The organism is Streptomyces sp. NPDC101776, from assembly GCF_044766845.1.
Taxonomy (GTDB): domain Bacteria; phylum Actinomycetota; class Actinomycetes; order Streptomycetales; family Streptomycetaceae; genus Streptomyces.
Genome location: NZ_JBIWMV010000031.1, coordinates 26243 through 48163 on the forward strand (window position 1 = coordinate 26243; position 21921 = coordinate 48163).

General features: G+C 69.9%; 18 protein-coding genes and 2 pseudogenes. 7 read left to right on the top strand and 13 right to left on the bottom strand.

Features of this window, described 5'->3' with window-relative positions:
* Positions 1 to 544 precede the first annotated feature (544 nt).
* Positions 545 to 2710: an MMPL family transporter gene (locus tag ACIRRY_RS48015; RefSeq protein ID WP_403986190.1), complete on the top strand. Its 2166-nt coding sequence runs from the start codon at positions 545 to 547 to the stop codon at positions 2708 to 2710.
* Between the two features lie 329 nt (positions 2711 to 3039).
* Here ACIRRY_RS48015 and ACIRRY_RS48020 read toward each other — a convergent pair whose 3' ends face one another.
* The gene (locus ACIRRY_RS48020; protein ID WP_403986193.1) at positions 3040 to 3873 is read right to left on the bottom strand and encodes a LysR family transcriptional regulator; all 834 of its coding nucleotides are present in this window, start codon (positions 3871 to 3873) and stop codon (positions 3040 to 3042) included.
* 72 nt (positions 3874 to 3945) lie between these two features.
* On the opposite strand from ACIRRY_RS48020, the gene ACIRRY_RS48025 reads away from it, so the two are divergent.
* Positions 3946 to 4809 carry a PhzF family phenazine biosynthesis protein gene (locus ACIRRY_RS48025; RefSeq protein ID WP_403986196.1) on the top strand — a complete coding sequence of 288 codons (864 nt, stop codon included), beginning with the start codon at positions 3946 to 3948 and terminating at the stop codon, positions 4807 to 4809.
* A complete protein-coding gene (locus ACIRRY_RS48030) occupies positions 4806 to 5816 on the top strand; it encodes an ornithine cyclodeaminase family protein (protein ID WP_403986199.1) in 1011 nt (336 codons plus the stop codon). The genes ACIRRY_RS48025 and ACIRRY_RS48030 overlap by 4 nt, the downstream gene beginning before the upstream one ends.
* 144 nt (positions 5817 to 5960) lie before the next feature.
* On the opposite strand, the gene ACIRRY_RS48035 is transcribed toward ACIRRY_RS48030, so the two are convergent.
* From ACIRRY_RS48035 to ACIRRY_RS48070, 8 genes and pseudogenes are all read right to left on the bottom strand, one after another.
* Positions 5961 to 6104 carry a hypothetical protein gene (locus tag ACIRRY_RS48035; protein WP_403986201.1) on the bottom strand — a complete coding sequence of 48 codons (144 nt, stop codon included), beginning with the start codon at positions 6102 to 6104 and terminating at the stop codon, positions 5961 to 5963.
* 139 nt (positions 6105 to 6243) lie between these two features.
* Positions 6244 to 6756 (bottom strand): annotated as a pseudogene (locus ACIRRY_RS48040) (GNAT family N-acetyltransferase); the annotation flags it as partial.
* A gap of 417 nt (positions 6757 to 7173) precedes the next feature.
* Complete coding sequence (locus ACIRRY_RS48045; protein WP_403986204.1) at positions 7174 to 8007, bottom strand: class I SAM-dependent methyltransferase; 834 nt, start codon at positions 8005 to 8007, stop codon at positions 7174 to 7176.
* Between the two features lie 90 nt (positions 8008 to 8097).
* Positions 8098 to 8523: an HGxxPAAW family protein gene (locus ACIRRY_RS48050; protein WP_403986207.1), complete on the bottom strand. Its 426-nt coding sequence runs from the start codon at positions 8521 to 8523 to the stop codon at positions 8098 to 8100.
* On the bottom strand, positions 8520 to 8945 hold the full coding sequence (locus ACIRRY_RS48055; RefSeq protein ID WP_403986210.1) for a winged helix-turn-helix transcriptional regulator: 426 nt from the start codon (positions 8943 to 8945) through the stop codon (positions 8520 to 8522). Before ACIRRY_RS48055 ends, ACIRRY_RS48050 begins: the two co-directional genes overlap by 4 nt.
* Positions 8946 to 10018: 1073 nt before the next feature.
* Positions 10019 to 10513 (bottom strand): hypothetical protein, encoded by a 495-nt coding sequence (locus tag ACIRRY_RS48060; protein ID WP_403986213.1) that lies wholly within the window; start codon positions 10511 to 10513, stop codon positions 10019 to 10021.
* A 281-nt stretch (positions 10514 to 10794) separates the two neighbouring features.
* Positions 10795 to 11250 carry an ATP-binding protein gene (locus tag ACIRRY_RS48065; RefSeq protein ID WP_403986216.1) on the bottom strand — a complete coding sequence of 152 codons (456 nt, stop codon included), beginning with the start codon at positions 11248 to 11250 and terminating at the stop codon, positions 10795 to 10797.
* Between the two features lie 343 nt (positions 11251 to 11593).
* Complete coding sequence (locus ACIRRY_RS48070) at positions 11594 to 11974, bottom strand: zinc-binding dehydrogenase (RefSeq protein WP_403986219.1); 381 nt, start codon at positions 11972 to 11974, stop codon at positions 11594 to 11596.
* Positions 11975 to 12750: 776 nt separating this feature from the next.
* Here ACIRRY_RS48070 and ACIRRY_RS48075 point away from each other — a divergent pair.
* Entirely contained in the window at positions 12751 to 13908 is a 1158-nt protein-coding gene (locus ACIRRY_RS48075; protein WP_403986222.1) for a SpoIIE family protein phosphatase, read from the top strand.
* Positions 13909 to 13959: 51 nt separating this feature from the next.
* Here the strand turns inward: ACIRRY_RS48075 and ACIRRY_RS48080 are convergent.
* From ACIRRY_RS48080 to ACIRRY_RS48090, 3 genes and pseudogenes are all read right to left on the bottom strand, one after another.
* Positions 13960 to 15146, bottom strand: a pseudogene (locus ACIRRY_RS48080) (PP2C family protein-serine/threonine phosphatase).
* Between the two features lie 573 nt (positions 15147 to 15719).
* Positions 15720 to 17294 (bottom strand): DEAD/DEAH box helicase, encoded by a 1575-nt coding sequence (locus tag ACIRRY_RS48085; RefSeq protein ID WP_403986225.1) that lies wholly within the window; start codon positions 17292 to 17294, stop codon positions 15720 to 15722.
* Positions 17295 to 17646: 352 nt separating this feature from the next.
* Positions 17647 to 17850 carry a cold-shock protein gene (locus tag ACIRRY_RS48090; RefSeq protein WP_145801666.1) on the bottom strand — a complete coding sequence of 68 codons (204 nt, stop codon included), beginning with the start codon at positions 17848 to 17850 and terminating at the stop codon, positions 17647 to 17649.
* A 669-nt stretch (positions 17851 to 18519) separates the two neighbouring features.
* Here ACIRRY_RS48090 and ACIRRY_RS48095 point away from each other — a divergent pair.
* The 3 genes from ACIRRY_RS48095 (at position 18520) to ACIRRY_RS48105 (ending at position 19917) form a co-directional block, all read left to right on the top strand.
* Positions 18520 to 19308 carry an ATP-dependent DNA ligase gene (locus ACIRRY_RS48095; protein WP_403986228.1) on the top strand — a complete coding sequence of 263 codons (789 nt, stop codon included), beginning with the start codon at positions 18520 to 18522 and terminating at the stop codon, positions 19306 to 19308.
* Positions 19309 to 19350: 42 nt separating this feature from the next.
* Positions 19351 to 19500, top strand: a complete 150-nt coding sequence (locus ACIRRY_RS48100; protein WP_403986231.1) for a hypothetical protein — start codon at positions 19351 to 19353, stop codon at positions 19498 to 19500.
* A 204-nt stretch (positions 19501 to 19704) separates the two neighbouring features.
* Entirely contained in the window at positions 19705 to 19917 is a 213-nt protein-coding gene (locus ACIRRY_RS48105) for a hypothetical protein (RefSeq protein WP_403986234.1), read from the top strand.
* 979 nt (positions 19918 to 20896) lie between these two features.
* Here ACIRRY_RS48105 and ACIRRY_RS48110 read toward each other — a convergent pair.
* The gene (locus ACIRRY_RS48110) at positions 20897 to 21904 is read right to left on the bottom strand and encodes a hypothetical protein (protein ID WP_403986237.1); all 1008 of its coding nucleotides are present in this window, start codon (positions 21902 to 21904) and stop codon (positions 20897 to 20899) included.
* Positions 21905 to 21921 lie beyond the last annotated feature (17 nt).

A 21921-nucleotide genomic window follows, 5' to 3' on the forward strand; every position in this document is an offset into this window, starting at 1 on the left:
GGTGTGCTGCGCCTCGTACGCCGTACCGGGCTCCGAGGGCAGCAGCGACTTCATGGCGATTGTCCTTCCGGGCCGGGGGCACCCCGGTCTCCGGGCCGGGTGCAGAACAGATTGTCAACAAGTGTTGGCAACCGCTTGTTGACAGGATGCCCACCCCTGACCGGAAAGTCAACACCGGTTGGCCTACACCTGTTGACATGAGGTGGGGGCCGGAGAACCCACTGCCCCCGGCGCTCCGACCGCACCCGGGTCTTCTTTCTCTTCGCCGGCCGCGGGGCCCGCTCACCGCCCTGCTCTCGCCGCACCGACCACCTCGGCCGCAGGCGCCAGGGCATCAATCCGCCGTCACCTCCGCCGGCGAACCTGCCACACCCAGCGGGGATTTATGGGCATCGTTTACTCATGTGAGGGGCTTGGAGCCGCAAGGACGATGAGTACTTGAGAGGACCCGCACCTGAGGTGCGGCGCAGTTCTCTGACCTGAGTGGTCAAGGAGGCAGGCCGACCCTGTTCCTCTCGTCCCCCTCAATGAACAGGGAGCCCTCGTGGCCTCGTTTCTCTACAGACTCGGGCGGCTGGCCTTCCGTCGCCGCAGGCTGGTAGCCCTCATCTGGGTGGCCCTCCTGGCGCTCGCCGGTTTCGCCGCGGCGTCCGCGCCGTCGGCCACCTCGTCGTCCTTCTCCGTTCCCGGCACGGAGGCCCAAAAGGCCTTCGACCTGCTGGAGGAACGTTTCCCCGGCGGCAGTGCCGACGGTGCCACCGCCCGCATCGTCTTCAAGGCGCCCGACGGCGCGAAGATGACGGACGCCGCTTCCAGGGCCGAGGTCACCGGCGTGGTCGCCGCGCTGAAGTCCGGCTCCCGACAGGTCGCCTCCGTCACCGACCCGTACACGACGCAGGCTGTGTCGAAGGACGGCTCGACGGCGTACGTGTCCGTCACCTACCGGGTCGGCTCCATGGAACTCACCGACGACACCCTCCACGCCCTGAAGAAGGCCGGCGCACAGGCCCGGCACGACGGGCTCACCGTCGAGACCGGCGGCGACGCACTGCAGGCCACACCGGAGACGGGCGCCGGGGAGATCATCGGCGTGGTGATCGCCGGGGTGGTCCTGGTCGTCACCTTCGGGTCGCTGATCGCCGCGGGTCTGCCGCTGCTCACCGCGCTCGTCGGCGTGGGTATCGGCATCTCCACGATCACGGGGCTGGCCGCCGCCCTCGACCTGGGCACGACCACCTCGACGCTCGCCATGATGATCGGCCTCGCGGTCGGCATCGACTACGCGCTGTTCATCGTCTCCCGCTACCGCTCAGAACTCACCGAGGGACGCGAGAAGGAGGAGGCCGCCGGACGGGCCGCCGGCACTGCGGGCTCGGCCGTGGTCTTCGCCGGCCTGACCGTGGTCATCGCCCTCGTGGGCCTGGCCGTCGCCGACATCCCCCTGCTCACCAAGATGGGCGTCGCCGCGGCCGGCACCGTCGTCATCGCGGTGCTCATCGCTCTCACCCTGATTCCGGCCCTGCTGGGCTTCGCCGGTGACCGTGTCCTGGGCCGCAAGGCCCGCCGGGGCAGAGCCGTCGCGCACAAGCCGAACATGGGCGCCCGCTGGGCGCGTCTGGTGCTCCGCCACCCGGTCGCCGTCCTGCTCATCGGCGTCGTCGGCCTCGGCGCGATCGCCCTGCCGGCCGCCTCGCTGGAGGTCGGCCTGCCCGACGACGGCTCGCAGCCCGTCCACACCACCCAGCGCAAGGCCTACGACCTGCTCTCCGACGGCTTCGGCCCCGGCTTCAACGGACCGCTGACGGTAGTCGTCGACGGCGACAAAGCCGAGGCCGACCGGGCGATCACACTCATCCGGAATCTCCACGGCACGGCGGCCGTCACCGGGCCGACCCTCAACAAGGCCGGCGACACAGCCATGATCACGGTCATCCCGAAGGACCGGCCGTCCTCACTGGCCACCGAGGACCTGGTCCACGAGATCCGGGACAAGACCAGCGACCACGTCTACGTCACCGGTGCGACCGCGCTGAACACCGACTTCTCGCAGAAGATGAGCGACGCCCTGCTGCCCTATCTCGCGCTGGTCGTCGGCCTCGCCTTCCTCCTGCTGATGGTGGTGTTCCGCTCCCTGCTCGTGCCGCTCAAGGCAGCGCTCGGCTTCCTGCTCTCGGTCGTCGCCGCGCTCGGCGCCGTCGTGGCCGTCTTCCAGTGGGGCTGGCTCGGCCCGCTGTTCGGCGTCGAGCAGACCGGCCCGGTCATGTCGATGATGCCGATCTTCATGATCGGCGTGGTCTTCGGCCTCGCCATGGACTACGAAGTCTTCCTGGTCACGCGGATGCGAGAAGCCTTCGTCCACGGCCAGCGGCCCGGGGACGCCATCGTCACCGGCTTCCGTCACAGTGCCCGCGTGGTGATCGCGGCGGCGGTCATCATGATCGCGGTCTTCGCGGGCTTCATCGGTTCCAGCGAGCAGATGATCAAGATGATCGGTTTCGGACTCGCGATCGCGGTGTTCTTCGACGCCTTCGTGGTCCGCATGGCGATCGTTCCGGCCGTGCTGGCTCTGCTCGGCCGACGGGCCTGGTGGCTGCCGCGCCGGCTGGAGCGGAGTCTGCCCAACGTCGACGTGGAGGGCGAGCAGCTCGACAAGGAACCGTCCCAGAGCCCGGGCGGTTCGGACGAGGACCGCGGACTGATCCCCGTCTGAACCAGGGACGGTCCGAAAGGGATTCGGGGCCTCTGTGCGGTGCGGTCGGCGCCGCCGCACCCGCCCGGGCATCGTCTGCTCGCGGCGCGCCCCGGAAGGCGGCGGCCCGCGGGGACGAGACCGCCGCTGGAAAGGATGGCCGTGCTGTCCCGCAGACAGCACGGCCATCACCCCGTACGTCGCGGCGGCCGCGGTGTCGCCGCTGACCAAGGCGACGTCTGCCTGCCCGGAGGCGGCTCGTCCTCGTGGTGGAGGCGGGCCGCAGTCGTGACGGTGCCCGAAAAGCCGTCCAGGCACCTTCCTGTGGTGCCTGGCCCTCGTGCGTTGCGTCAGATCAGGCTCTTCAGGAGTTCTTCGACCGCGTCGACGAGGAGATCGCCCTCGGTTCCCGGACGTCGGACCATTCCGAGTTCCACGTCGGGCAGTTCGGGCAAGCCGCGCGCCGCCATGCCGGACTCGACCTGGGCGGGAAGGAGGGCCGCGGCGCCCAGCCCGGCGCGAATCGCGCTCTGCACGCCGGCCAGGCCGGTGCTCTCAAAGGCGATACGCCAGTCACGTCCGCTGTCTTTCAGAGCGTCGAGTACCGGCATGCGCCAGCGGCACGGCTGGGAGAACAGCACGAGCGGCAGCGGGTCCAGGCTGAGGTCCACCTCAGGCCCTGCGGCCCAGACGAGGGGCAGCCGCACGGTCCAGCGCGGAGGGTCGGGCAGATACGCCGGGTCACACAGCGCCAGGTGGATGCGGTTGGTCGTGAAGGCCCTTCTCATTGCCGGGCCGGGCGCGCTGACCAGTTCCAGCGTCGCCTGCGGATGTATCCGGCCGAAGTCGGCCAAAGCCTGTGCGAGCGGAGGGGCGGCGAGGTCCTCGATCAGACCTACGCCGCAGTGCCCGGCCACGGTCTCCCCGGTGGCCGTCATAGCCTGCGCCGACAGGGTAAGGATGCGTTCCGCGTACGGCAGCAGAGCCTCCCCGGCCCTGGTCAGCGACACACCTGTGGCAGACCGGTGCAGCAGCGGCTGACCGATGGCGCGTTCGAGTTTCCTCAGCTGTCCGCTGAGCGCCGGCTGGCTGTGCCCCAGCACGTTCGCAGCCCTGCTGATGCTCCCCGAACGGACGCAGCTGACAAAGGCCCGCAGAAGCGATGTCTCAAGATCCGACCCCATAAGCACAGGTTATATCTGCCCTATGAAAGTTGCCGGTTCCTTGAACCTGCGACAGACCGTACTGTCCGAAACATGCGCTACCTACACGTTGACGTCTTCAGCAGCCGGCCGTACAGCGGCAACAGCCTGGCGGTGTTCCCGGACTCCGCACAGCTCAGCGCGAAGCAGATGGTGCGCATCACCCAGGAGATGCGCCACTTCGAGTCGGTCTTCCTGACCCGGGACCCCACCAGTGACCGGAGCCGGCATGCGCGCGTCTTCGACCTTGCCGGGGAACTCGACTTCGCCGGCCACCCTCTCATCGGGGCAGCATGTGTCCTGCACGCGCTGCACGGTGGCGATGACACCGAGACCTGGTGCCTGAAGCTCAAGGCCCGAACGGTCGACGTCACCACCCGACGCCGAGCAGCGGGCCGCTACACCGCCGTTCTCGACCAGGGCCCCGCCGCGTTCCTCGGCCGCCCCGACATCGCCGAGCTGGCCGCCTGGTTCTCCTTGGACGCCGACGACCTGGATCCGGGCCTTCCTGCGGAAGTGCTCTCCACAGGACTTCGGTACCTCATGGTTCCCGTGCGTGGCGACGCGCTGGAACGCGCCCGGCTCGCCCAGGACCTCGAAGCTCCCCTCGCTGCGCATGGTGCACAGTTCGCCTACCTGCTCGACGCCACCGCACTGGAAGGACGTCACTGGAACAACGACGGCGTCCTCGAGGACGTGGCCACCGGTTCCGGCGCCGGTTGTGCCGCCGCCTACCTGCGCCGACACAGCCGGATCGGCGACGGGGAGAGCGTCACCCTGCACCAGGGGCGCTTCACCGGCCGCGCCAGCCAGATGACGATCAGCGCACACGGCGAAGGGCAGGACATCCGCTCCGTCACGGTGGGCGGCGAAGTGGCGTTCGTCGCTGAAGGGCATCTGAGGGAGCTGCCCGCATGAGCCCCTCCGCACTGCCCCACGTCGGCCCTGACGCCATCCGGGCCGCAGTCGGATACGAAGACGTCCTGGAACCGGTGGCCCAGGCGCTCGCCGACTACAGCCGGGGCATGGGCGACTCTCCGGTGGTGGTCTTCGCGCCGGCCGGGCGGGACGGCGACGTCCACGTGAAGTCGGCCTGGCTGCCCGGGCGCCCCGTGTTCACCGTGAAGGTGGCGACATGGTTCCTCGAGCGATCCCGGCGCGGCGGTACGCCGGCATCCGGAATTATCGCCGTCTTCGACGCCCAGACCGGTGATCTGCGGATGCTGCTGGAGGACGAGCACCACATCTCCGACATCCGTACCGCTGCTGCGGGCGCCCTTGCCGCACGCACCCTGGCCCGACCGGATTCTGCCGTGCTCGCCGTCCTGGGCACCGGTGTCCAGGCTTATTTGCAAATCCTGGCGGCCGCCCATGAACTTCCTCTGCGGGAGGTACGCGTGTGGGGACGCAGCCCCGACCACGTGCTGCGCCTGACAGCCGCTGTCATGGCCCGCCACCCTGAACTGCACGTGAGGGCCGCGGCCGATGCCCGAGGGGCCTGTCAGGGGGCCGACGTCCTGGTCACCGCAACCGCCAGCACAGAACCGCTGGTCGAAAGCGCGTGGCTCACGCCAGGCATGCACATCACCGCAGTCGGGGCCGACGATCCTTCCAAGGCCGAACTGTCTCCCGACTGCCTGCTGAAAGCCGATCGGATCGTCGTCGACAGCCGTGAACTGGCCGGCATCCACGGGGACCTGGCACGAGCAGGAATGGACACCGCAGCGCATGCAGAGCTCGGAGAGGTCCTGGCACGGACCGCACCCGGCCGGTCGGACAACGCCGAGATCACTGTCTGCAAACTCATCGGCCTCGGGGTGCAGGACCTCGCCGCAGCCGAGATCACCCTCAGGTACCTCGACGACGGTGCCCCGTCACGCAAAAGGCCACCGGCGAGCGCAAAGGATGTGGGCGTCGCCCGGTAGGAGAACCAGCGGACCTGCAAGGCCAGGCCGCATGGCCGGTTGTCCCCCGAATGTGTCCAGCAGCGGGAGCAACCGCTTGACGCCGCTGCGGTTTCCGCCGGTCAGCAACAGCGGGAGCGGGCACCCGGACCCGGGAGAAGTCGATCACCACCCGCGACCAGTGCGGATGCCGGTATACAGCACGAACAGGATTCCGCACAGCGCCTGCCGGTCCGGCGCCTGCAGTCTGCCTTCCACCGGCTGCGGCGCCGGCCAGGGCAGCAACGGCTCGATCAGTTCATCCGACACGATCCAAGGACGCGACTGCCGTTTCCCCACGACCGGAGCAACGACCAACCACGCCCGAAAGCCACATGATCAACAGCCCGATCCTGCCGTTGATCACTTGCGTGGCCCGGGTTGTGACCTCGGCGGCCGCTTCGCGGCACTACGAACCATGACCGCTGTCGGGCGCGGCACGGTGTTCTGAGGCAAGGAGTCCGAAGAGGACGTCGTCGGTCCACTCCCCCTTGAACCAGGTGCTCCGGACGAGTTGGCCCACGCGGCGGAACCCCACGCGCCCCAGCAGGTTCGCCGAGCGGACGTCACGCCCGTCGCAGGTGGCCCAAACGCGGTGCAGCCCCTCCTCCACCAGCAGATGTTCCACCGTCCGCGCCACCGCCTCGGTGGCGTACCCGCGGCCCTGGACTGCTGGCGCGAACGTGAAGCCCAGCTGTGCCTGCCTGCCGTCCCCGCCGAGGCACACCCCGATATCGCCGACCAGCCCCGGAACGTCCTGCCGCTCGACGGCGTACTGGAACCATCCCGGATCGCGGGGGTCCCCGGCCGAGAACGTGCCCGCCCACCGCTCGGCCTCCTCCATCGGCACCGGCGATTCCCAGGACTGATACCGGCTCACCTCCGGATCCGACCGGTACGACGCCAACGCCGGCGCGTCTGCGGGTGTGAAGGCCGAAGCCGACCTGCGTCAGGAAGCCAGCACCGAGAGCTGCGAGGTGCTGCCCGGCCGCGGAGGTCTCCAGGACAGGCTGACGACTCCCCGCTGCCTGCGCTTGACCGCCGACGGCGGACGGCGGACGGCAGGCCATGCGACAGCCGAGCAGCCGGGGTGCCCGCCGCGTGCGCTCGGCTCCCGCCACCCGCCGCGCCGGACCGACCGGGGGCAGCAGGGGAACGCCGCGGCCCCGTGCGCCGTGTGCCCATTTCCTTGAAGAAGTCCCTACAGCCCACAGGATGTCAGAGGCGCCCGCGGGCAGGCCGCGAACTCGGACAGGACCTCGGCGCGCCCCTGAGAGGTGATCGCGATCGCGCGACCGCAGAACTACCGCGCGACGTGGTGAAACTCGACCGTCGGCTCTCATGCGCCGCCGAGAGCCGACGGACGGACCGCCCTGAGCGAATACAGGATGGGCAGACAGGTGTCGCTGAAGGGGAACCGGTACAGGCCGTCCGGGCCCTGCGGCAGGAGGTGGCGCCCGCCGGTCTCGGTCTCCGTGTGCTCGCCCAGGCGCTCCACGACCAGTCCCGCCGACGTGGCCGCCCTGACGATCTGCCCCAGCGAATACGGGTACCGGGTGGACGTCCTCGGCTCAGCGGGGACGTCGGCGTGGGCGTAGCCGCCCGTCATCGCATCGTGGTGGGGCGCACCGCCGCCGTGGGGCCGGTCGGCGACGAAGGGATCGAAGGTGAGCACCGCCTGGAAGACGGGGTGGGAGTCGACGAGCACCAGCCTGCCTCCCGGCCGCAGCGCCGACGCGGCGCCGCTCATCCAGGCGTCCAGGTCGCCGACCCACGACAGCACCCCGTAGGTGGCGACCACCAGGTCGAACCTTGCGGCCAGGGCATCGGGCAGACGCTGGGCGGCCGCTTCCACGAACTCCGCTTCCAGACCGGCCCGTTCCGCCAGTCGCCGGGCTCGTGCGACCGCTTCGGGGCAGGAGTCGACGCCGGTGACGCGGGCGCCCAGGCGGGCCCAGCTCAGGGTGTCCATCCCGAAGTGGCACTGCAGGTGCAGGAGTTCCTTGCCGGTCACGTCGCCGGCGAGTTCTCGCTCGATCCCGCGCAGGGTCTGCCCGCCGGCGAGGAAGGTTTCCACGTCGTAGGACCGGTCGTCGGGGTCGGTGCCGTGGAACTCGGCAAGATCGTCCCACAGGGCCCCGTCGACGGCGGGCCGGTCTGCGTCCGCCGCCACGGCGCCGTCATCGGAACCCAAGTTGTCAGCTCGGTCTTCAGCGGCCACTGCCGGCCCCTCCTTCTCTGTTCTGTGTGGCGATGCGGCCGGCTACCGAAGCGGCGGGCATCCTTCCTGATCGTCCGTGCCCTGCATGGTGACGCTGTGCAGGCTCCGGGGCGGCGGCGAGGCGGCCACTACGGACGTCGACTCCGATAGCGGGGCCGTCGCCTCGACCCGTCTGCCCGCCATGCGGCACCCGAGGCAGTCCGGATGTCCGTGCCGGGCGCGGAGGTCCTTCACCCGCCAGTCCCACTGGTCGGCCGGGCGCGGGCCGCTCGGCTTTCCCCATCCCCGCAGGTGGAGAAGCCAGGTGATGGCCGCGGCCAGGGCGATCACTGCGATCCCGGAGAGTATGAGCGGCGCGGAGACAGCGATCACTCCGACACCGGTGACGCAGAAGCCGGCCAGGGCGAGGGCTGTGCCGGTCCAGCCGGCCACCGTGTGCCCCAGGTCCACGTTCTCGTGTGCGCTCATATTCTGTCCTCCGTGCGATGCAGTGCGCCGGATTCCGGCGATGTGCGGGGACCCGCAGCCCAGGTGTGCGCGGGGAGATGGTCCTGTGCCCACACGGTCAGGGCCACCAGGGGAATCAAGAGGGCCTTGCCGTGGGAGGCCAGTGCGAAGACGGTGTGGCGGGCGGTGCCCGGGCAGGCGGTCCGCTCCACCAGGCCGAGGGCGGTCATCTCCCGCAGGCGTCGGGTGAGGAGTCCGTCACTGAGGCCGGGGACACGCTCACGCATCAGGGGCAGGTCGGCCGGCCCCTTGGCGAGGGCGGTGATGATGAGTCCGGTGCCGCGTATGCCGAGCAGTGCCAGGGCGTGGGTGAGGGCTTCCAGGTGCTCCGGGGTTCGGGAGGGGCTGGGTGGCTGGGCCGTCCGGGTGGGCGAAGAAGCCATGTCGGGTTCCTTCCTTCCCGGTGCGGCGCCGAGAACGGATCGTGGTCTGGCGCCGCACGACGTGGACGTGGCAGATGTGCTCGGCGGGTGGTCGGGCCCCGACCTTCGCCGCGTCGCGGCCCGTGCCGCCCGCCGGGCCGTCCGCAGGGCCATTCAGTCCGCGTCTCGACGGCGACCGTGCCCGGCTTGCCGGTCCGGCGCAGCAGGAGGGTCGCGGCGACCAGCCACTCGGTGCCGGGCATCGAGCTCCAGTCGTGCCACAGGTCGTACGGATCACCCGAGCCGGCGCTGAAAGGCGCGGTTGGTAGCGGCCCGGACTCCGCCGGCTGCGACGCCGAAGGCGACGCCGACCCGATGCCGAGGCCGGCCGTCTTCAGGGCGCCCCTGCCGGGCACGGTGATTCCCGGGGGTTCGTCTGTGACGGTGTTCGTGGCCATTGCGTCTCTCCTGTCGTCCGGCCCCGGGTTGTGGCAAGAGACTCGCGTCGGACAGGGTGCTCGCGCACCACCCCGCCCCCAGATGCACCCGGGGTGCCCGAGCCCGGCGCAGGCGTTGGCGGCGAACTCGGTGTCGGGCATGTCGTTGGCCGCCATGCCCTTTGGCGTGCTCTCGGTGGGCGGGTCGGCCTCCGGCGTCGGCCTCGTGGCGGCCGCGGGTCTGGTGCCCATGCTGCTGTTCACTGGTGGGCGGGGTGTGGGCGGACCGCATGCGACGGGACCGCATCATGCTCGTCTCCGACCTGGTGCGATGCCTCGTCCAGGGGGCTTGCTGCCGCACTCCTGTTGACCGGTCTCGCTGAAGTGCCGCATCTCGTCCTGCTGATGATCGTCTTCGGCACTGCGGACGCCTTCTTCACGCCTGTCTCCACCGGACTGACGCCGTTGCTCGTCGCGCCCGACCGGCTGCGGGAGGCCAACGCTCTGCGCGGGTTCGTCCCGCCGGCCGGGCTGCTCCTCGGTACCCATGACCGGCCGGCCCCCACTGTTGCGGACCGTCCCGGCGTCCCCGTCAACCCGCCCGGGCCGCAGGGTGCGTCCTGGCAGGGACAGCCTCCCTGGAGCCGGGCGCCCGCCTCACGTCTTCGGGTTCTCTTCCCGCCGGCTCTCCGCAGACGGCCACTGCCCCAGCGAAATCAGCCCCGTGACGCGGACGATGAGGTAGCCGGCCAACGGCAGCTCGGCGAACACCGCGAGCGCCGCCGACAGCCACACGCCCGAGGTGCCGAAGGTGAGCGACACATCGAACCAGGCATCGCAGGTCAGCAGCACGGCCAGGCCGACGGCCGGCACGATGACAGCGTTGTTCCGTAGCCAGCCCAAAATCGCCGTGGCGGTCATGGCGATCACGAGAAGGACGTCCAACCCCACCCAGGCCAGGCGCCACTGGTGGACCTGGTAGTGGGACGGCAGGGTCAGCGCCAGCAGAACTGTCCATGGCACCAGACCCACCGCGCAGACGGTGAGCAGCCTCAGTGTGTGACGCTGCTCCCGCCGGATGCGCTCCAGCAGCTCGGGGGCGGGAGCCGCTCCCGGGTCCCCCGGGCGGGATTCCTCCTGTGCTTCGCTCATGTCGGCTGCTCCGCTCTGATCGGTGTGGCACGCACCGCTGTTCGCTGATGTACGCCCAGGGGCGTCGCCATGCCCAGCACGGAAGTGGAGGCCACCGGTCCGGGGCCTCGGGTGGCTTGCGCCGCCGTGCGGACGCCCAGCCACTTCAGTGCGCGTCGAACCAGCCGCCGCCACAACGCCGTGCGGGGCAGATGCGCTGGGGACCGAGGGGACGCCGGTCCGCTGCCGAGGCTGGGCCATCGTGCGGGCGCGCCCTCGAGATCGTCGGCGGGCGCGCGTCGTCAGGCCGCGTCGAAGCTGGCCCAGTGGTCGATGAGACCTTCGCTTTCGCGTCCGGATCCGGCCTGGCTTGTGAGGGCAGCGACGATCATGTCGCCACGGCCGTGTTCGTCGGCGGGCCGGGCAGCTGCCCAGTTGTGCGGGGCGGCCTGGGGGCCGCCGTCGCTGACATGGACTTCCACGGCTCCCACGCCTTTGCCAGAGGCGCGCAGGTGCAGCACGACGGGCGGCATCGCATGGCAGACAGCGTTGGTGACGAGCTCGGAGATCACCAGGAGGGTCTCGTAGATCTGGTCGTCGTCCAGACCCCACGCGGCCAGAACAGGGCGGGCCTCATGACGGGCCGAGGCGGGAGCCAGAGGCCCGTGCTCCAGAAGCAGACCGAGCACGTGCTCACCGGTGCGGGCCGCTTGCAGCTCGGGGGACTGCTGCCGGCGCGAGATCGTGGTCGTGTTCATCGAAATCACTGCCTGAGGAGCCGGAATGGGATTTCTGTCCCTTCCAGAACACCTCCAGACGACACAGAGACCATGAGCAATCACTACCCAACCGCGAAAGCCGGGACGCGCCGCCCCGCCCTCGACCGCCCCAGCGATCCCAACCGCCGGCACTGGCGGACGCCAAGGGGACACGAACACGACCGCCCGGCGCCCCCGGGCACAGCGAAGATCATCTGCCCCTCTGCGTCCATGCCGATCATGGACTTCACGGCGTTCCCCACGTCAAGACCCCAAGGAGGACCCACCACCCGCCCTCACCGACCGGTTTGCAGCACGGCACGCGCTTGTCGCACGCATGCATCTACGGAATCAGAACGATCTTCCCTGCGGCGCGGCCCTCCTCGCCCAGGCGGTGGGCGCCGGTCGCCTGATCAAGAGGAAATGTGCGATCGATGTGGACCGTGATACGGCTTTCTCCGGCGAGCAGAGCCAGGGCTTCCAGATCGGCCCGATCAGGTTCCACCAGCATGAAGTCGGCCCGCAGACCGCTCTGCGCGGCCCATTGGACCGCGTCCGCGTCGGCGCCGTTGAGTGCGACGACCCGGCCACCGGGCACCAACACCTCAGCCAGGTCCCGAATCTGCCCAGGCACGGTGGCCAGAAGGACATCGACGCCTCTCACCCGGGAGCTCACTACGGCGCTCGTGTAGTCGATGACCTCATCGGCGCCAAGGCCCCGCACGAAATCGTGCTTTGCTCCACTGGCGGTCGCGATGACGTAAGCACCTGATCACTGCGGGCCACCCGGTCCGGTCGCCAGTCCCGTCGTCGTCCTGCAACCGCCCTGGCTTCGAAACTCCGCCACCGCACCGCCCTGCACCTAACACGTACTGCTGCCCGGCAGTTCGTCTCTGCCAGGCCCTTCGCTCTCTCTGGGCTACGAGAGAAACCATAACCACACCACCGCCCAATGTCTACTTCAGCTGGTACAGATTTTCGCGCGTCCGATAGACAGGTAACCGAGGCCGGGCGGAAGCGGCACGCGGCAAGATCCCCGGGTTGACTCCCGCGGGGCCGGGCAGAAGGTTTTGCACTCAGGCCGGACACTGACGTGCGGCAAGCAGTACGCGGAGGTGATGATCGACGCGGGCTGGGACGTTCGGGACCTTACCGAGCACTGACTTCTGCATCCGGAACGAAGATCCGCCGCTTCGTCCTCTCGCACGGCAGTGAGCGCAGCGGCAGCTACTCGCTCTGCACATTCATCCGTACGCACCTCTGCACATACGCGAGTACGCCGACACCCGCAGCCGCCACCGCTGCGAGGGACGCTCGCCAGTGGCGGCCAGCCAGCATCCGGCGGCATCATGTTTCCTCTTGCAGGGCAGACGATGCCCGCAGTGCCGGTGGGATTTCACCGACGCGAGGTGGGCTTCGAGAGGGTGGCGAGGTGCGGTCCGACAACAGGAACCGGTCGACCGATCCGGCGTGCGCAGCCGCGCGGATAGGGTGAATAGGGTGCTGTTGCAGAGCGAGGACGTGGCATGGTTCCGCGATGACTTCACCGGGGCGCGGCTGGCCGCGTCCCGGTTGGCACGGCGGCTCGGGTTGAGCGAGCAGCGGTCCGGGCAGGTCGCGCTGGCGGTTTCGGAGGCTGCCTCGAACCTGGTCAAGCACGCCGTCGATGGGGCGATCGTTCTGCGGGAGATACGCAGCACGCACCTGGCCGGGGTGGAGTTCCTGGCCGTGGATGGCGGGCCGGGGATGGCGGACGTGGCGGCTTCGATGCGCGACGGCCGCTCGAGCACCGGCACGCTGGGCATCGGTCTGGGGATGATCGCCCGGCTCGCCGACGCCTTCGATCTGCACTCCCTGCCCGGGCAGGGCACTGTGATCGTGGCCCGGTTCTGGCCCCGCGACACGATGAAGCCCCCCGGTGGTATCAGCGCCGATCTGTCTCATTCCGTGGTGGGAGGCGTGACGCGGCCCATCAGCGGGGGGAGCGAGTGCGGTGACGGCTGGGCAGCGCGCTGGGACGGCGCCGAAAATGCGGCGCCCGGGTATCTCCCGCAGGGATCGGTGGTGGCAGACCTCCCTACCGGTGCCGTCACCGGGTCGACGCCAGGACACGGCCAGCGGCCGGCCGGTTTTGCCAGCGCTCCCCGCGGCGCGGGAGGAGCGCTGCTGGTGATGCTCAGTGACGGGCTCGGCCACGGTCCCCTGGCCAGGATGGCCACCCAGACCGCGATCCGCGCTTTCGGTCAGAGCAGGGGCCGGGCGCCCGAAGAGGTCATGTCCGACATCCACCGGGCTCTGGCCGGCACCCGGGGCGCTGCGGTAGCCGTCGCACGCATCGACCCGCAGCGGGGACATGTGCAGTTTTGCGGGGTCGGCAACATCTCCGGTGCGATCGTGACCTCTGCGTCCAAGAGCAGCCTGCTGTCACTGCCCGGAATCGCAGGACATCAGATCCGTACTCTGCGCACTACCACCCACCCGCTTCCCCCCGGCAGCGCTCTGATCCTGCACTCCGACGGCCTGACCGAGCGCTGGGGCCACGGCGATCTCCCCGACACCCGCCGGCACTCCCCGACCGTGATCGCAGGACACCTCCTGCGTACCGCCGGCAAGTATCACGACGACGCCTGCGTCATCGTCGCCGCGGGGCTGTGCTGAGCGGGGGCGGTCCCGTGCCGGGCCCGGGAGGCATCGCCGACCGGTCCTCCCCTAGGTTGCCGGTTGTGAGGCGTCGGTGAGGTCGGCGCCGGTGGCGGCGTCGCGCTGGGAGTGGTGCAGGCCGTGCCAGTCCAGGCACATGACCGTCGCGTCGTCCTCCAGGTGGCCGTTGCCGGCATCCACGATCGCCCCGATGAGGGTGCGGGCGGCTTCCCGGGGGTGCAGTTCACGGGTGCGGATGATCAGGTCGGACAGGTCCGCGGTGGTGGCGTTGCGCTCGAGCATCCCGTCGGTGAGCATCACCAGCCGGTCGCCCGGCCGCAGATCCAGCGACTGCACCCGGTAGGTGTGGGCGGGCAGGACACCGAACGGCAGGTCGACCTTCGGGGCGATCTGCGTCACCTGCCCCTCACGCATCCGCAGCGGCCAGGGGTGCCCGGCGTTGATGAACTCGTTGCTGCCGTCCAGCAGGCTGATCCGCAGCAGCTGACCGGTGACATAACCGCTGCGGCCGTGCTCTCGCATCGCCAGGTCCGCCTGGCGGGCCTGCTCCAAGAGGTCCGCGCCCGGCGCAGGGCGCCCACCACGAGGGTCGCCAGCAAGGCCGCGTCCACGTCGTGGCCCATGGCGTCGGTGACAGACATCTGGACCGTGTCCCGGTCGATCACGTAGTCGAACGTGTCGCCGCCGACGTGATCGGCCGGCTCCAGCGCCCCGGCGACCGCGAACTGCGCTGCCTCGCATGCCAACGACGCCGGCAGCAACCGGTGCTGGATCTCGGCGGCCAGGCTGAGTGGGGTGGTGCGCCTACCCCACTGGTAGACGTCGGTGAAGGACCGGTTCGCGATCACGATGTAGGCCAGGGCGTGCGCCGTCTCACCGATCTCCCGCATCACCTCCCCGTCCGGTACTGCGGGGAGGAACAGCTCAAGGAGCCCGATGGCATCCCCGCGATTGGTCACCGGCACAATGACCTGCACCGACTCCCCCGGGCCGAGGTCTTGCACGCTCGGTTGCTGGCTGCGGATCACGTCGTCGTACATGGTATTGCGCAACGCGATACGCCGGGCCGGCTCCCCCGTGTCCACACTCCCAGCCGCGCCCAACCGCACCACCGAACTACCCGTGAAGTCCGTGATCAGAAAAGTTACCGACGCCGCACCCAAGCGCTCCTTCAAGATGCGCGCGACCACGTCCAGGGACTCCACCGGCGAAGCCGCCTCCGCCGCCTCTAACATCCCCGCCAATGTCGCAGCACGACCGCGGCTACTGTCGGCTACGGCACGAGACGCCGACTGCCCCGTTGTGCCCGGCTCTCTTGTCGTCACGGGGTCTCCCGACCACTCGACTGCAGGTTGCGTCACGAAGACCTGAGGGCCGGTACCTGGTCCGGCCTTCAAGCGTTCGTATTCCACCACGGCGCCTGCCCAACATTGAGGCCCGCACCCCTTGCAGTACACGGGCGGGAGTCGCGCGTTCGTCCACGTGCCGTCCCGCCGGCCCCGACGCATAGGGCTCGGCAAACAGCCGAGGCATGCACGCAGCTCCCGCTCACCTCCCAAACGAAAGTGACGGGGACCACCCAGTCCCCCGGCACGCCGAATTCGATGCGTCACACACCGCGCCGAATACCCTTACTCCTCCGTCCCGCCGGGCCCCTCGGCCCGCGCAGCGCGCGACGAGTACGGACTGCTGATGGACGGCCACACAGTGTTGAGCGGGTATTGCCGGGCAAGGCCAATGCGAAAGCCGCCCCACCCCCGGCTGGCATCCGGGGGGAGAGCGGCTTTGCAGCGGTGCCGGTGGGGGTGTTACGCGGCGAGGGCCACGCGGGACGCCGGTCGCTCACTGGGGGCGGAGCGGCGGGCCTGGGCAGAGCGGCTGCGCCGGCCGCGGGTCCCGGAGGTGCCGCGCTTGGCACGCTCCACGACCGGCGCGGCGATGACGCAGGGGATACCGCTGGGAGCCTGTGCTCCGGTGATCCGGGTCAGCTCCGCCTCGTCGGGGCGGACCTGGGCGGTCTGCGGGGTGACGCCGGCGTCGCGCATCAGGCGGATCATGTCGCGGCGCTGGTTGGGCAGGACCAGGGTGACGACGCTGCCGGACTCGCCGGCGCGGGCGGTCCGGCCGCCGCGGTGCAGATAGTCCTTGTGGTCGCTCGGCGGGTCGATGTTCACGACCAGGTCGAGGTTGTCGACGTGGATGCCCCGGGCCGCGACGTTCGTGGCGACCAGCACCGTGACGTGCCCGGTCTTGAACTGCTCCAAGGTGCGGGTCCGCTGCGGCTGGGACTTGCCGCCGTGCAGCGCCGCGGCCCGCACCCCGCTGTTCAGCAGGTGATCGGTCAGCTTGTCCACGGCGTGCTTGGTGTCGAGGAACATGATGACCCGACCCTCGCGGGCGGCGATCTGCGTCGTCACCGCGTTCTTGTCCGCGCCATGGACGTGCAGCACGTGGTGCTCCATCGTCGTGACCGCTCCGGCAGAGGGGTCGACGGAGTGGACGACCGGGTCGTGCAGGTAGCGGCGCACGAGCAGGTCGACGTTGCGGTCCAGGGTGGCGGAGAACAGCATGCGCTGCCCGTCCGGGCGCACCTGGTCCAGCAGAGCGGTGACCTGCGGCATGAAGCCCATGTCCGCCATCTGGTCGGCCTCGTCGAGCACCGTGATGCCGACCTGGTCCAAACGGCAGGCGCCCCGGTCGATCAGGTCCTTGAGCCGGCCCGGGGTAGCGACGACAACTTCGGCGCCACCGCGCAGCAGATGGATCTGCCGCCCGATGGACATGCCGCCGACCACGGTGGCCATCCGCAGCCGCAACGAGCGGGCGTACGGGGTCAGCGCGTCGGTGACCTGCTGCGCGAGCTCACGGGTCGGGACCAGGACCAGGGCCAGCGGCTGCAGCGGCTCGGCGCGCAGCCCGGCGGTCCTGGCCAGCAGCGCCAGGCCGAAGGCGAGGGTCTTGCCGGAACCGGTACGGCCGCGGCCCAGCACATTGCGCCCGGCCAGGGCGTTGGGCAGGGTCGCACCCTGGATCGGGAACGGCACCGCCATGCCCTCGCGGGCCAGCGTCGCCAGCAGGGCCGCCGGCATGTCCAGAGCGGCGAAGGACTCCACCGCGGGCAGTGCCGGGGTGAGAGTGACCGGCAGGGCGAACTCGCCCTGCACGGACGGGCGTCGACTCGAGCCGCCGGAACGGCCGGAGCCCGCGTAGCCGCCAGAGCGACCGGAACGGCCGGAGCCGCCGGACCCGGCGTAACCGCCGGAACGGCTCGGCGCGCCGGAACGGCTCGGGGCCGAACGGCTGTAACCGCCGGCGCTCGGAACGCCGCTACGGCTGGTGGAACTGGAGCTGGAATACGAACGACTGGAACGAACGGGGTTCAAGGAGAACCTTCCTGGACACGGCACGCACCCAGGAAGCCCCAGCAGCGAACACGCCGCACGAAGGCATCACAGAGACGAACCGAAAGAAATGAGGAGAAGCGAAGCGGGGCGGAATCATCCGCGCCAACGCACTTCGAAGGATCACGCCACCGAGCGGGTGGGCGACACGCCGGACCGATGAAGTCCGGGGGCAGAAAGCGGTGCACGGCCTCAGGGCTGCGAACTGCCGCCTGCCATGCAGGCAATGCGCTGTGCCCAAGCTCGCCGGCCCAGAACGGGAAGTGGCGGGTGGGCGACGGGTAGGGCCCGCGACCTTGCGGTGCGGGCCCTACCCGGTGGTGCGCGTCAGTGCTCAGGCGGGAACGATGTTCTCCGCCTGCGGGCCCTTCTGACCCTGCGTGACGTCGAAGGAAACCTTCTGGCCCTCCTGGAGCTCACGGAACCCCTGGGCGGCGATGTTCGAGTAGTGGGCGAAGACGTCAGCGCCGCCACCGTCCTGCTCGATGAAGCCGAAACCCTTTTCCGCGTTGAACCACTTCACGATGCCAGTAGCCATGTGTATCTCCTCAAGACAGGGGGCAGAACCGAAAACCGCACTGTGCGGAGTCCGCGTCGCCGCGATGAGCCCATCCGGAGATGACCGGCAAAACAAAAATGCACCCACGGATCATGCCCGTCGAGTGCACACAAGTTCATGGGTACCACAACTGCAACTACCAACAACCTAGCACGAACACCCGCCCCCGTATGGCGCCCCGTCCACGAGCCCGACCAACGTGTCCCCTGGAGCGGTCCCAGGCATCGGCAGACATAAAGTGCGGCCGCCGTAGAAAAGCGTCGGCCGTGCGCTGACTAGCCATGGTCGGGGCCGGACATGGCATCGCCATATCCGTGGTCGGCCTCATGTGCGAGCCCTGGTTGCGCCTCGCGCGCCGGGTGATTCGCAGTCACCTGGGTGGCGCACCTGCCAGGTGGAAGGGATGGGAGGTGACCTGGACTTTGCCGCAACCGATGCTGACTGCTCCCGTGGCCGTGCCCGATCTGCGGCCGGGCAGTGCTGCGGAGCCGAAGCGGGACGGGTTCCGGGCGCTGGTCTCCGTCGACGCAGGACGGGTGGTGCTGCGCTCGAGGCGCGGCACCGAGATGGGGCCGTCGTTCCCGGAGGTCGTTCCCGGAGGTCGTTCCCGGAGGCCGTTCCCGGAGGCCGTGGCCGGAGGCCGGGGCCGTGCAGTTGCCGGATGCGACCGCGCTGGACGGTGAGCTGGTCGTCTGGGACACCGCGGGCCGCCTCGCGTTCGAGCGGTTGCAGAACCGTCTTGCCCGCCGTGGTGCCGGCGCGGCCCGGGCGGCAGAGGAGTGGCCGGCCCACTTCGTCGCGTTCGATCTGCTGAGGCTGTCCGGGACGGACACGACCTCCTGGCCCTACCGGCGGCGCAGGGCCGCGCTGGAGTCCGTGTTCGCCGCCCGCCGGCTCATCGCGCCGTGGGTGCTGTGCCCGTCGACCACCGAGGCCGACGTCGTGCGCGAATGGCTGAGGTGGACATCGGTCGGCATGGCGGGCGTGGTCTACAAAAGGCTGGGCGACGCCTACAAGCCGTCGGTGAGGGGCTGGGAGAAATACAAGGTCCGCGAGACGAGCCAGGCGATCGTCGGAGCCGTCACCGGTTCCCTGACGGCTCCCCGCACGCTGCTGCTCGGCAGGTACGACGACCAGGGCCGCCTTCAGTACGTCGGCCGCACCGCCACCCTCGCCCGGGCGGCAGGTGCTGCCGTCGGCGGCCTGCTCGCTCGAGGGCGGCGCGGGCATCCGTGGACGGGCTGGTCGTTCTCCGTAGGGTGGGGCAGCCGGGGACAGCTGGTCGTCACGCTGGTGGAACCCGAGCTGGTGGTGGAAGTCGGCGTCGACGTCGCCCGCGACGCCTCCGGCCGGTGGCGGCATCCCGCGCGCTGGCACCGGGCCCGCCCCGACCTCTCCCCCGCAGATGTGCCCCGACTGCCATCGCCGCCGCACTGACGGCGGCACGGCCCGGCGGCTCCGGGTGATACGGACCGTTGATTGCGCCCGGTCCCCGGCTGGGTCCGCGCCGCCCATCCCGCCGTCCTCGCGGGCGACGTACGGGTCGACGGCGACAAGGACCAGGCGCTGGCGTTCGGCGCGCCCTGGGCCTCGGGAGCCTTGGCCGTTGGAGCAGTTCATCGCCAGTAGATATCGCGCCGCCCCCTACCGCCGTCCCTCGCCGGGCGTCATTCTGGATCCTGCTGACATCGCCACCGATCCGAGGGAGGGCCTGGTCGTGAATTGCCCGAACTGCGGGGCCCAGGCCCACCAGGCCGACGACGGCTCCTGGTACTGCCAGACCTGCGGCCCCATCTCCCGACACGCCCCGGAGCCCCGGATAGGGTCGGCTTCATGACCCCGAAGAAGCAGCCCGTCCAGTCGACCAGCGGGGCTGCGGCGGCTGCCGCGTTCCTCGAAGGGCAGCGCATCACCACCACCGGCTGCCGGCAGTGCGGCACGGAGATCTCCGGAGTCAACGGAAGATACGCCTGCCCCTGCTGCGGATGGGTCAACAACTGGGCAGAAGGCGACACCGAACTGCCGAGCACCGACGCACCGTCATAGGCCGACCTTTGCGTGCGCCAGCTGGGGGGCGCGTCAGACGGGTTCGACTGCGCCGGTCTGCGGGGCTTCCTCATCCCGGTTCTAACGGCCGGTTGCTCGCTGTCGCCGACCACAGCACCGCCTAGAGCATTGCATCCCCATGCTGATGTCATACGATGCAGTTGCACCCGGGGACTACCTGGGACTGGACGGAACTCTTCAAAGACCCGCCCCGAACCAGAAGGTCCCCGAGGGGCCTGACCGCTGTGCGACCAGCAATCAGACCCCTCAGAGGTGCCGCATTCATGAGCCCGGCCGAGTAAGAAGCGGTCGGGCTCACTGCGTGAGCGCCTACCAGCCGGCCGTTCTCAGCTTCTGGTCAAGACCAGAAGGACTGCAGCAGTATCCATATGACCTTGATCGTCACTGGCGCCCAGTCGATCAGCGTCTGCCGTTTCGACAGACGCCGCCTGCACTGTGCGCAGTGCCTCTCAGGAGTTTCCTCCTTGGCCATGCGCCTCCCTCCCTTCAGTCCCAGTAGGGCCCTGAGCGATGCTCAGGACTTCGCCTCGCATCGAGGCGAAGAACTAGGTGGGACTCCCGGGAGGAAGCAGCTCACAGCATACGAGTTCACCGAGACTCTAGTGACCCGGGAGACCACAATTTCTGGGCTGCTGCCGCAATCCAACCACTAGATGTGGTGATTGGCTCACAGAAACACGCCGCTCGCGCGTGTCGCACCATGCTCGCGTGCGCCGACTTGGCAGGATGCGGAGGATCGACTCCATGGAGTCGTCGACGGCATGGACGAAGCAGGCCGAGACCTGCTTGCGGGGTGCCCACGGGACTGCGGAAGTACTTGCTGGTGACGATGTTGACCGAGCCGTCGCGCCAGTTGGTCATGACGACGTCACGACGCTCCCACTGGTACCCCTCCCGGCGATGTGGGCGACGACCGCCCGATCTGCTTTCCCGGCGTAACGCCGTCGAATTCCTGAGGTCAGGAGGCGGGCCGGTAGGTGGCGGCCGGGCCGATCACGCCGGGCCCGAACCTGGCCCGGATCCGGTCGGCGGCCGACTCCGCCACCAAACGCGCCTGCCGGGCGGTGTCGAGGCTGAGCTGTTCGGCGACCAAGCCGGCGTCGACGAGGTCCTCACCGCGCAGCGCGAGTCCGGTCAGCCGCCCCCGCTGCAGACCTGCGGCATCCATCAACCGATAGGCGATCTGGCGCAGATCGTCCTCGTGCGCGGACGGCTCCACCATGCGGCGCGTCTTCTCCCACTTCGGCCCGCCGGCGAACGACAAGGTGAGCGTGAGGGCACGGGCGGCCTGTTCGCGGCGGCGCAGTTCGGCACCGAGCTGCACGACCAGGCCGAGCAGTGCCGCCCGCGCGGGAGCTCCGTCCAGAACGTCGTAGGGGAAGCGGTGGCGGACGGTTGCGGAGGCGGGCTGGAGGCGTGGGGTGACGGTGCGGGGGTCGATACCGCGGGCCCGGTCGGCGGCCGTGCGGCCGGCCTTGCCCCCGAGCACCCGCTGGACGGTCGCCGGCGGGAGCGCGGCGAGCAAGCCGACACGGTCGATGCCGTAGCGCTTCAGGGTGGCGGCATGGCGGGGGCCGATGCCGTGCAGGTCCTCCACATCGAGCAGGGCGAGCCAGTCGGCGGCGTCGTCCGGCTCGATGGCCAGGACGCCGCCGGGGTGCGGGATCTGTGCGGAGGCGGTCGTGGCGACGGTGATGGTCGGGCCGATGCCGACACGCACGTCGATGCCGTACCGGGAGACCGTCCGCAGTCTGAGCACGTCTCCGAGGTGGGCGGCGGCGGCGCCGTGGTAGCGCAGCGCGCCCCGCAGGTCCGCCAGCGCCGCGGTAGGCGGCAGGGCCTGCACCACCGGCGACAGCTCCCCCAGCTGTTCCAGCACCTGCCGGTACACCTCTTCCGGCAGCCGCTCCGGACAGCGCACATGCATCACCACACCCGGCCGACGCCCGGTCCACTCCATACTCATCCGCGCTCACCTCCCCC

Bases quoted from the DNA above. Each gene is read 5' to 3' on its own strand.
- ACIRRY_RS48110 (WP_403986237.1), bottom strand. From the start codon at position 21,904: ATGAGTATGGAGTGGACCGGGCGTCGGCCGGGTGTGGTGATGCATGTG.
- ACIRRY_RS48030 (WP_403986199.1), top strand. From the start codon at position 4,806: ATGAGCCCCTCCGCACTGCCCCACGTCGGCCCTGACGCCATCCGGGCC.
- ACIRRY_RS48060 (WP_403986213.1), bottom strand. From the start codon at position 10,513: ATGAGCGAAGCACAGGAGGAATCCCGCCCGGGGGACCCGGGAGCGGCT.
- ACIRRY_RS48065 (WP_403986216.1), bottom strand. From the start codon at position 11,250: ATGAACACGACCACGATCTCGCGCCGGCAGCAGTCCCCCGAGCTGCAA.
- ACIRRY_RS48025 (WP_403986196.1), top strand. From the start codon at position 3,946: ATGCGCTACCTACACGTTGACGTCTTCAGCAGCCGGCCGTACAGCGGC.
- ACIRRY_RS48050 (WP_403986207.1), bottom strand. From the start codon at position 8,523: ATGAGCGCACACGAGAACGTGGACCTGGGGCACACGGTGGCCGGCTGG.
- ACIRRY_RS48105 (WP_403986234.1), top strand. From the start codon at position 19,705: ATGACCCCGAAGAAGCAGCCCGTCCAGTCGACCAGCGGGGCTGCGGCG.
- ACIRRY_RS48055 (WP_403986210.1), bottom strand. From the start codon at position 8,945: ATGGCTTCTTCGCCCACCCGGACGGCCCAGCCACCCAGCCCCTCCCGA.
- ACIRRY_RS48020 (WP_403986193.1), bottom strand. From the start codon at position 3,873: ATGGGGTCGGATCTTGAGACATCGCTTCTGCGGGCCTTTGTCAGCTGC.
- ACIRRY_RS48090 (WP_145801666.1), bottom strand. From the start codon at position 17,850: ATGGCTACTGGCATCGTGAAGTGGTTCAACGCGGAAAAGGGTTTCGGC.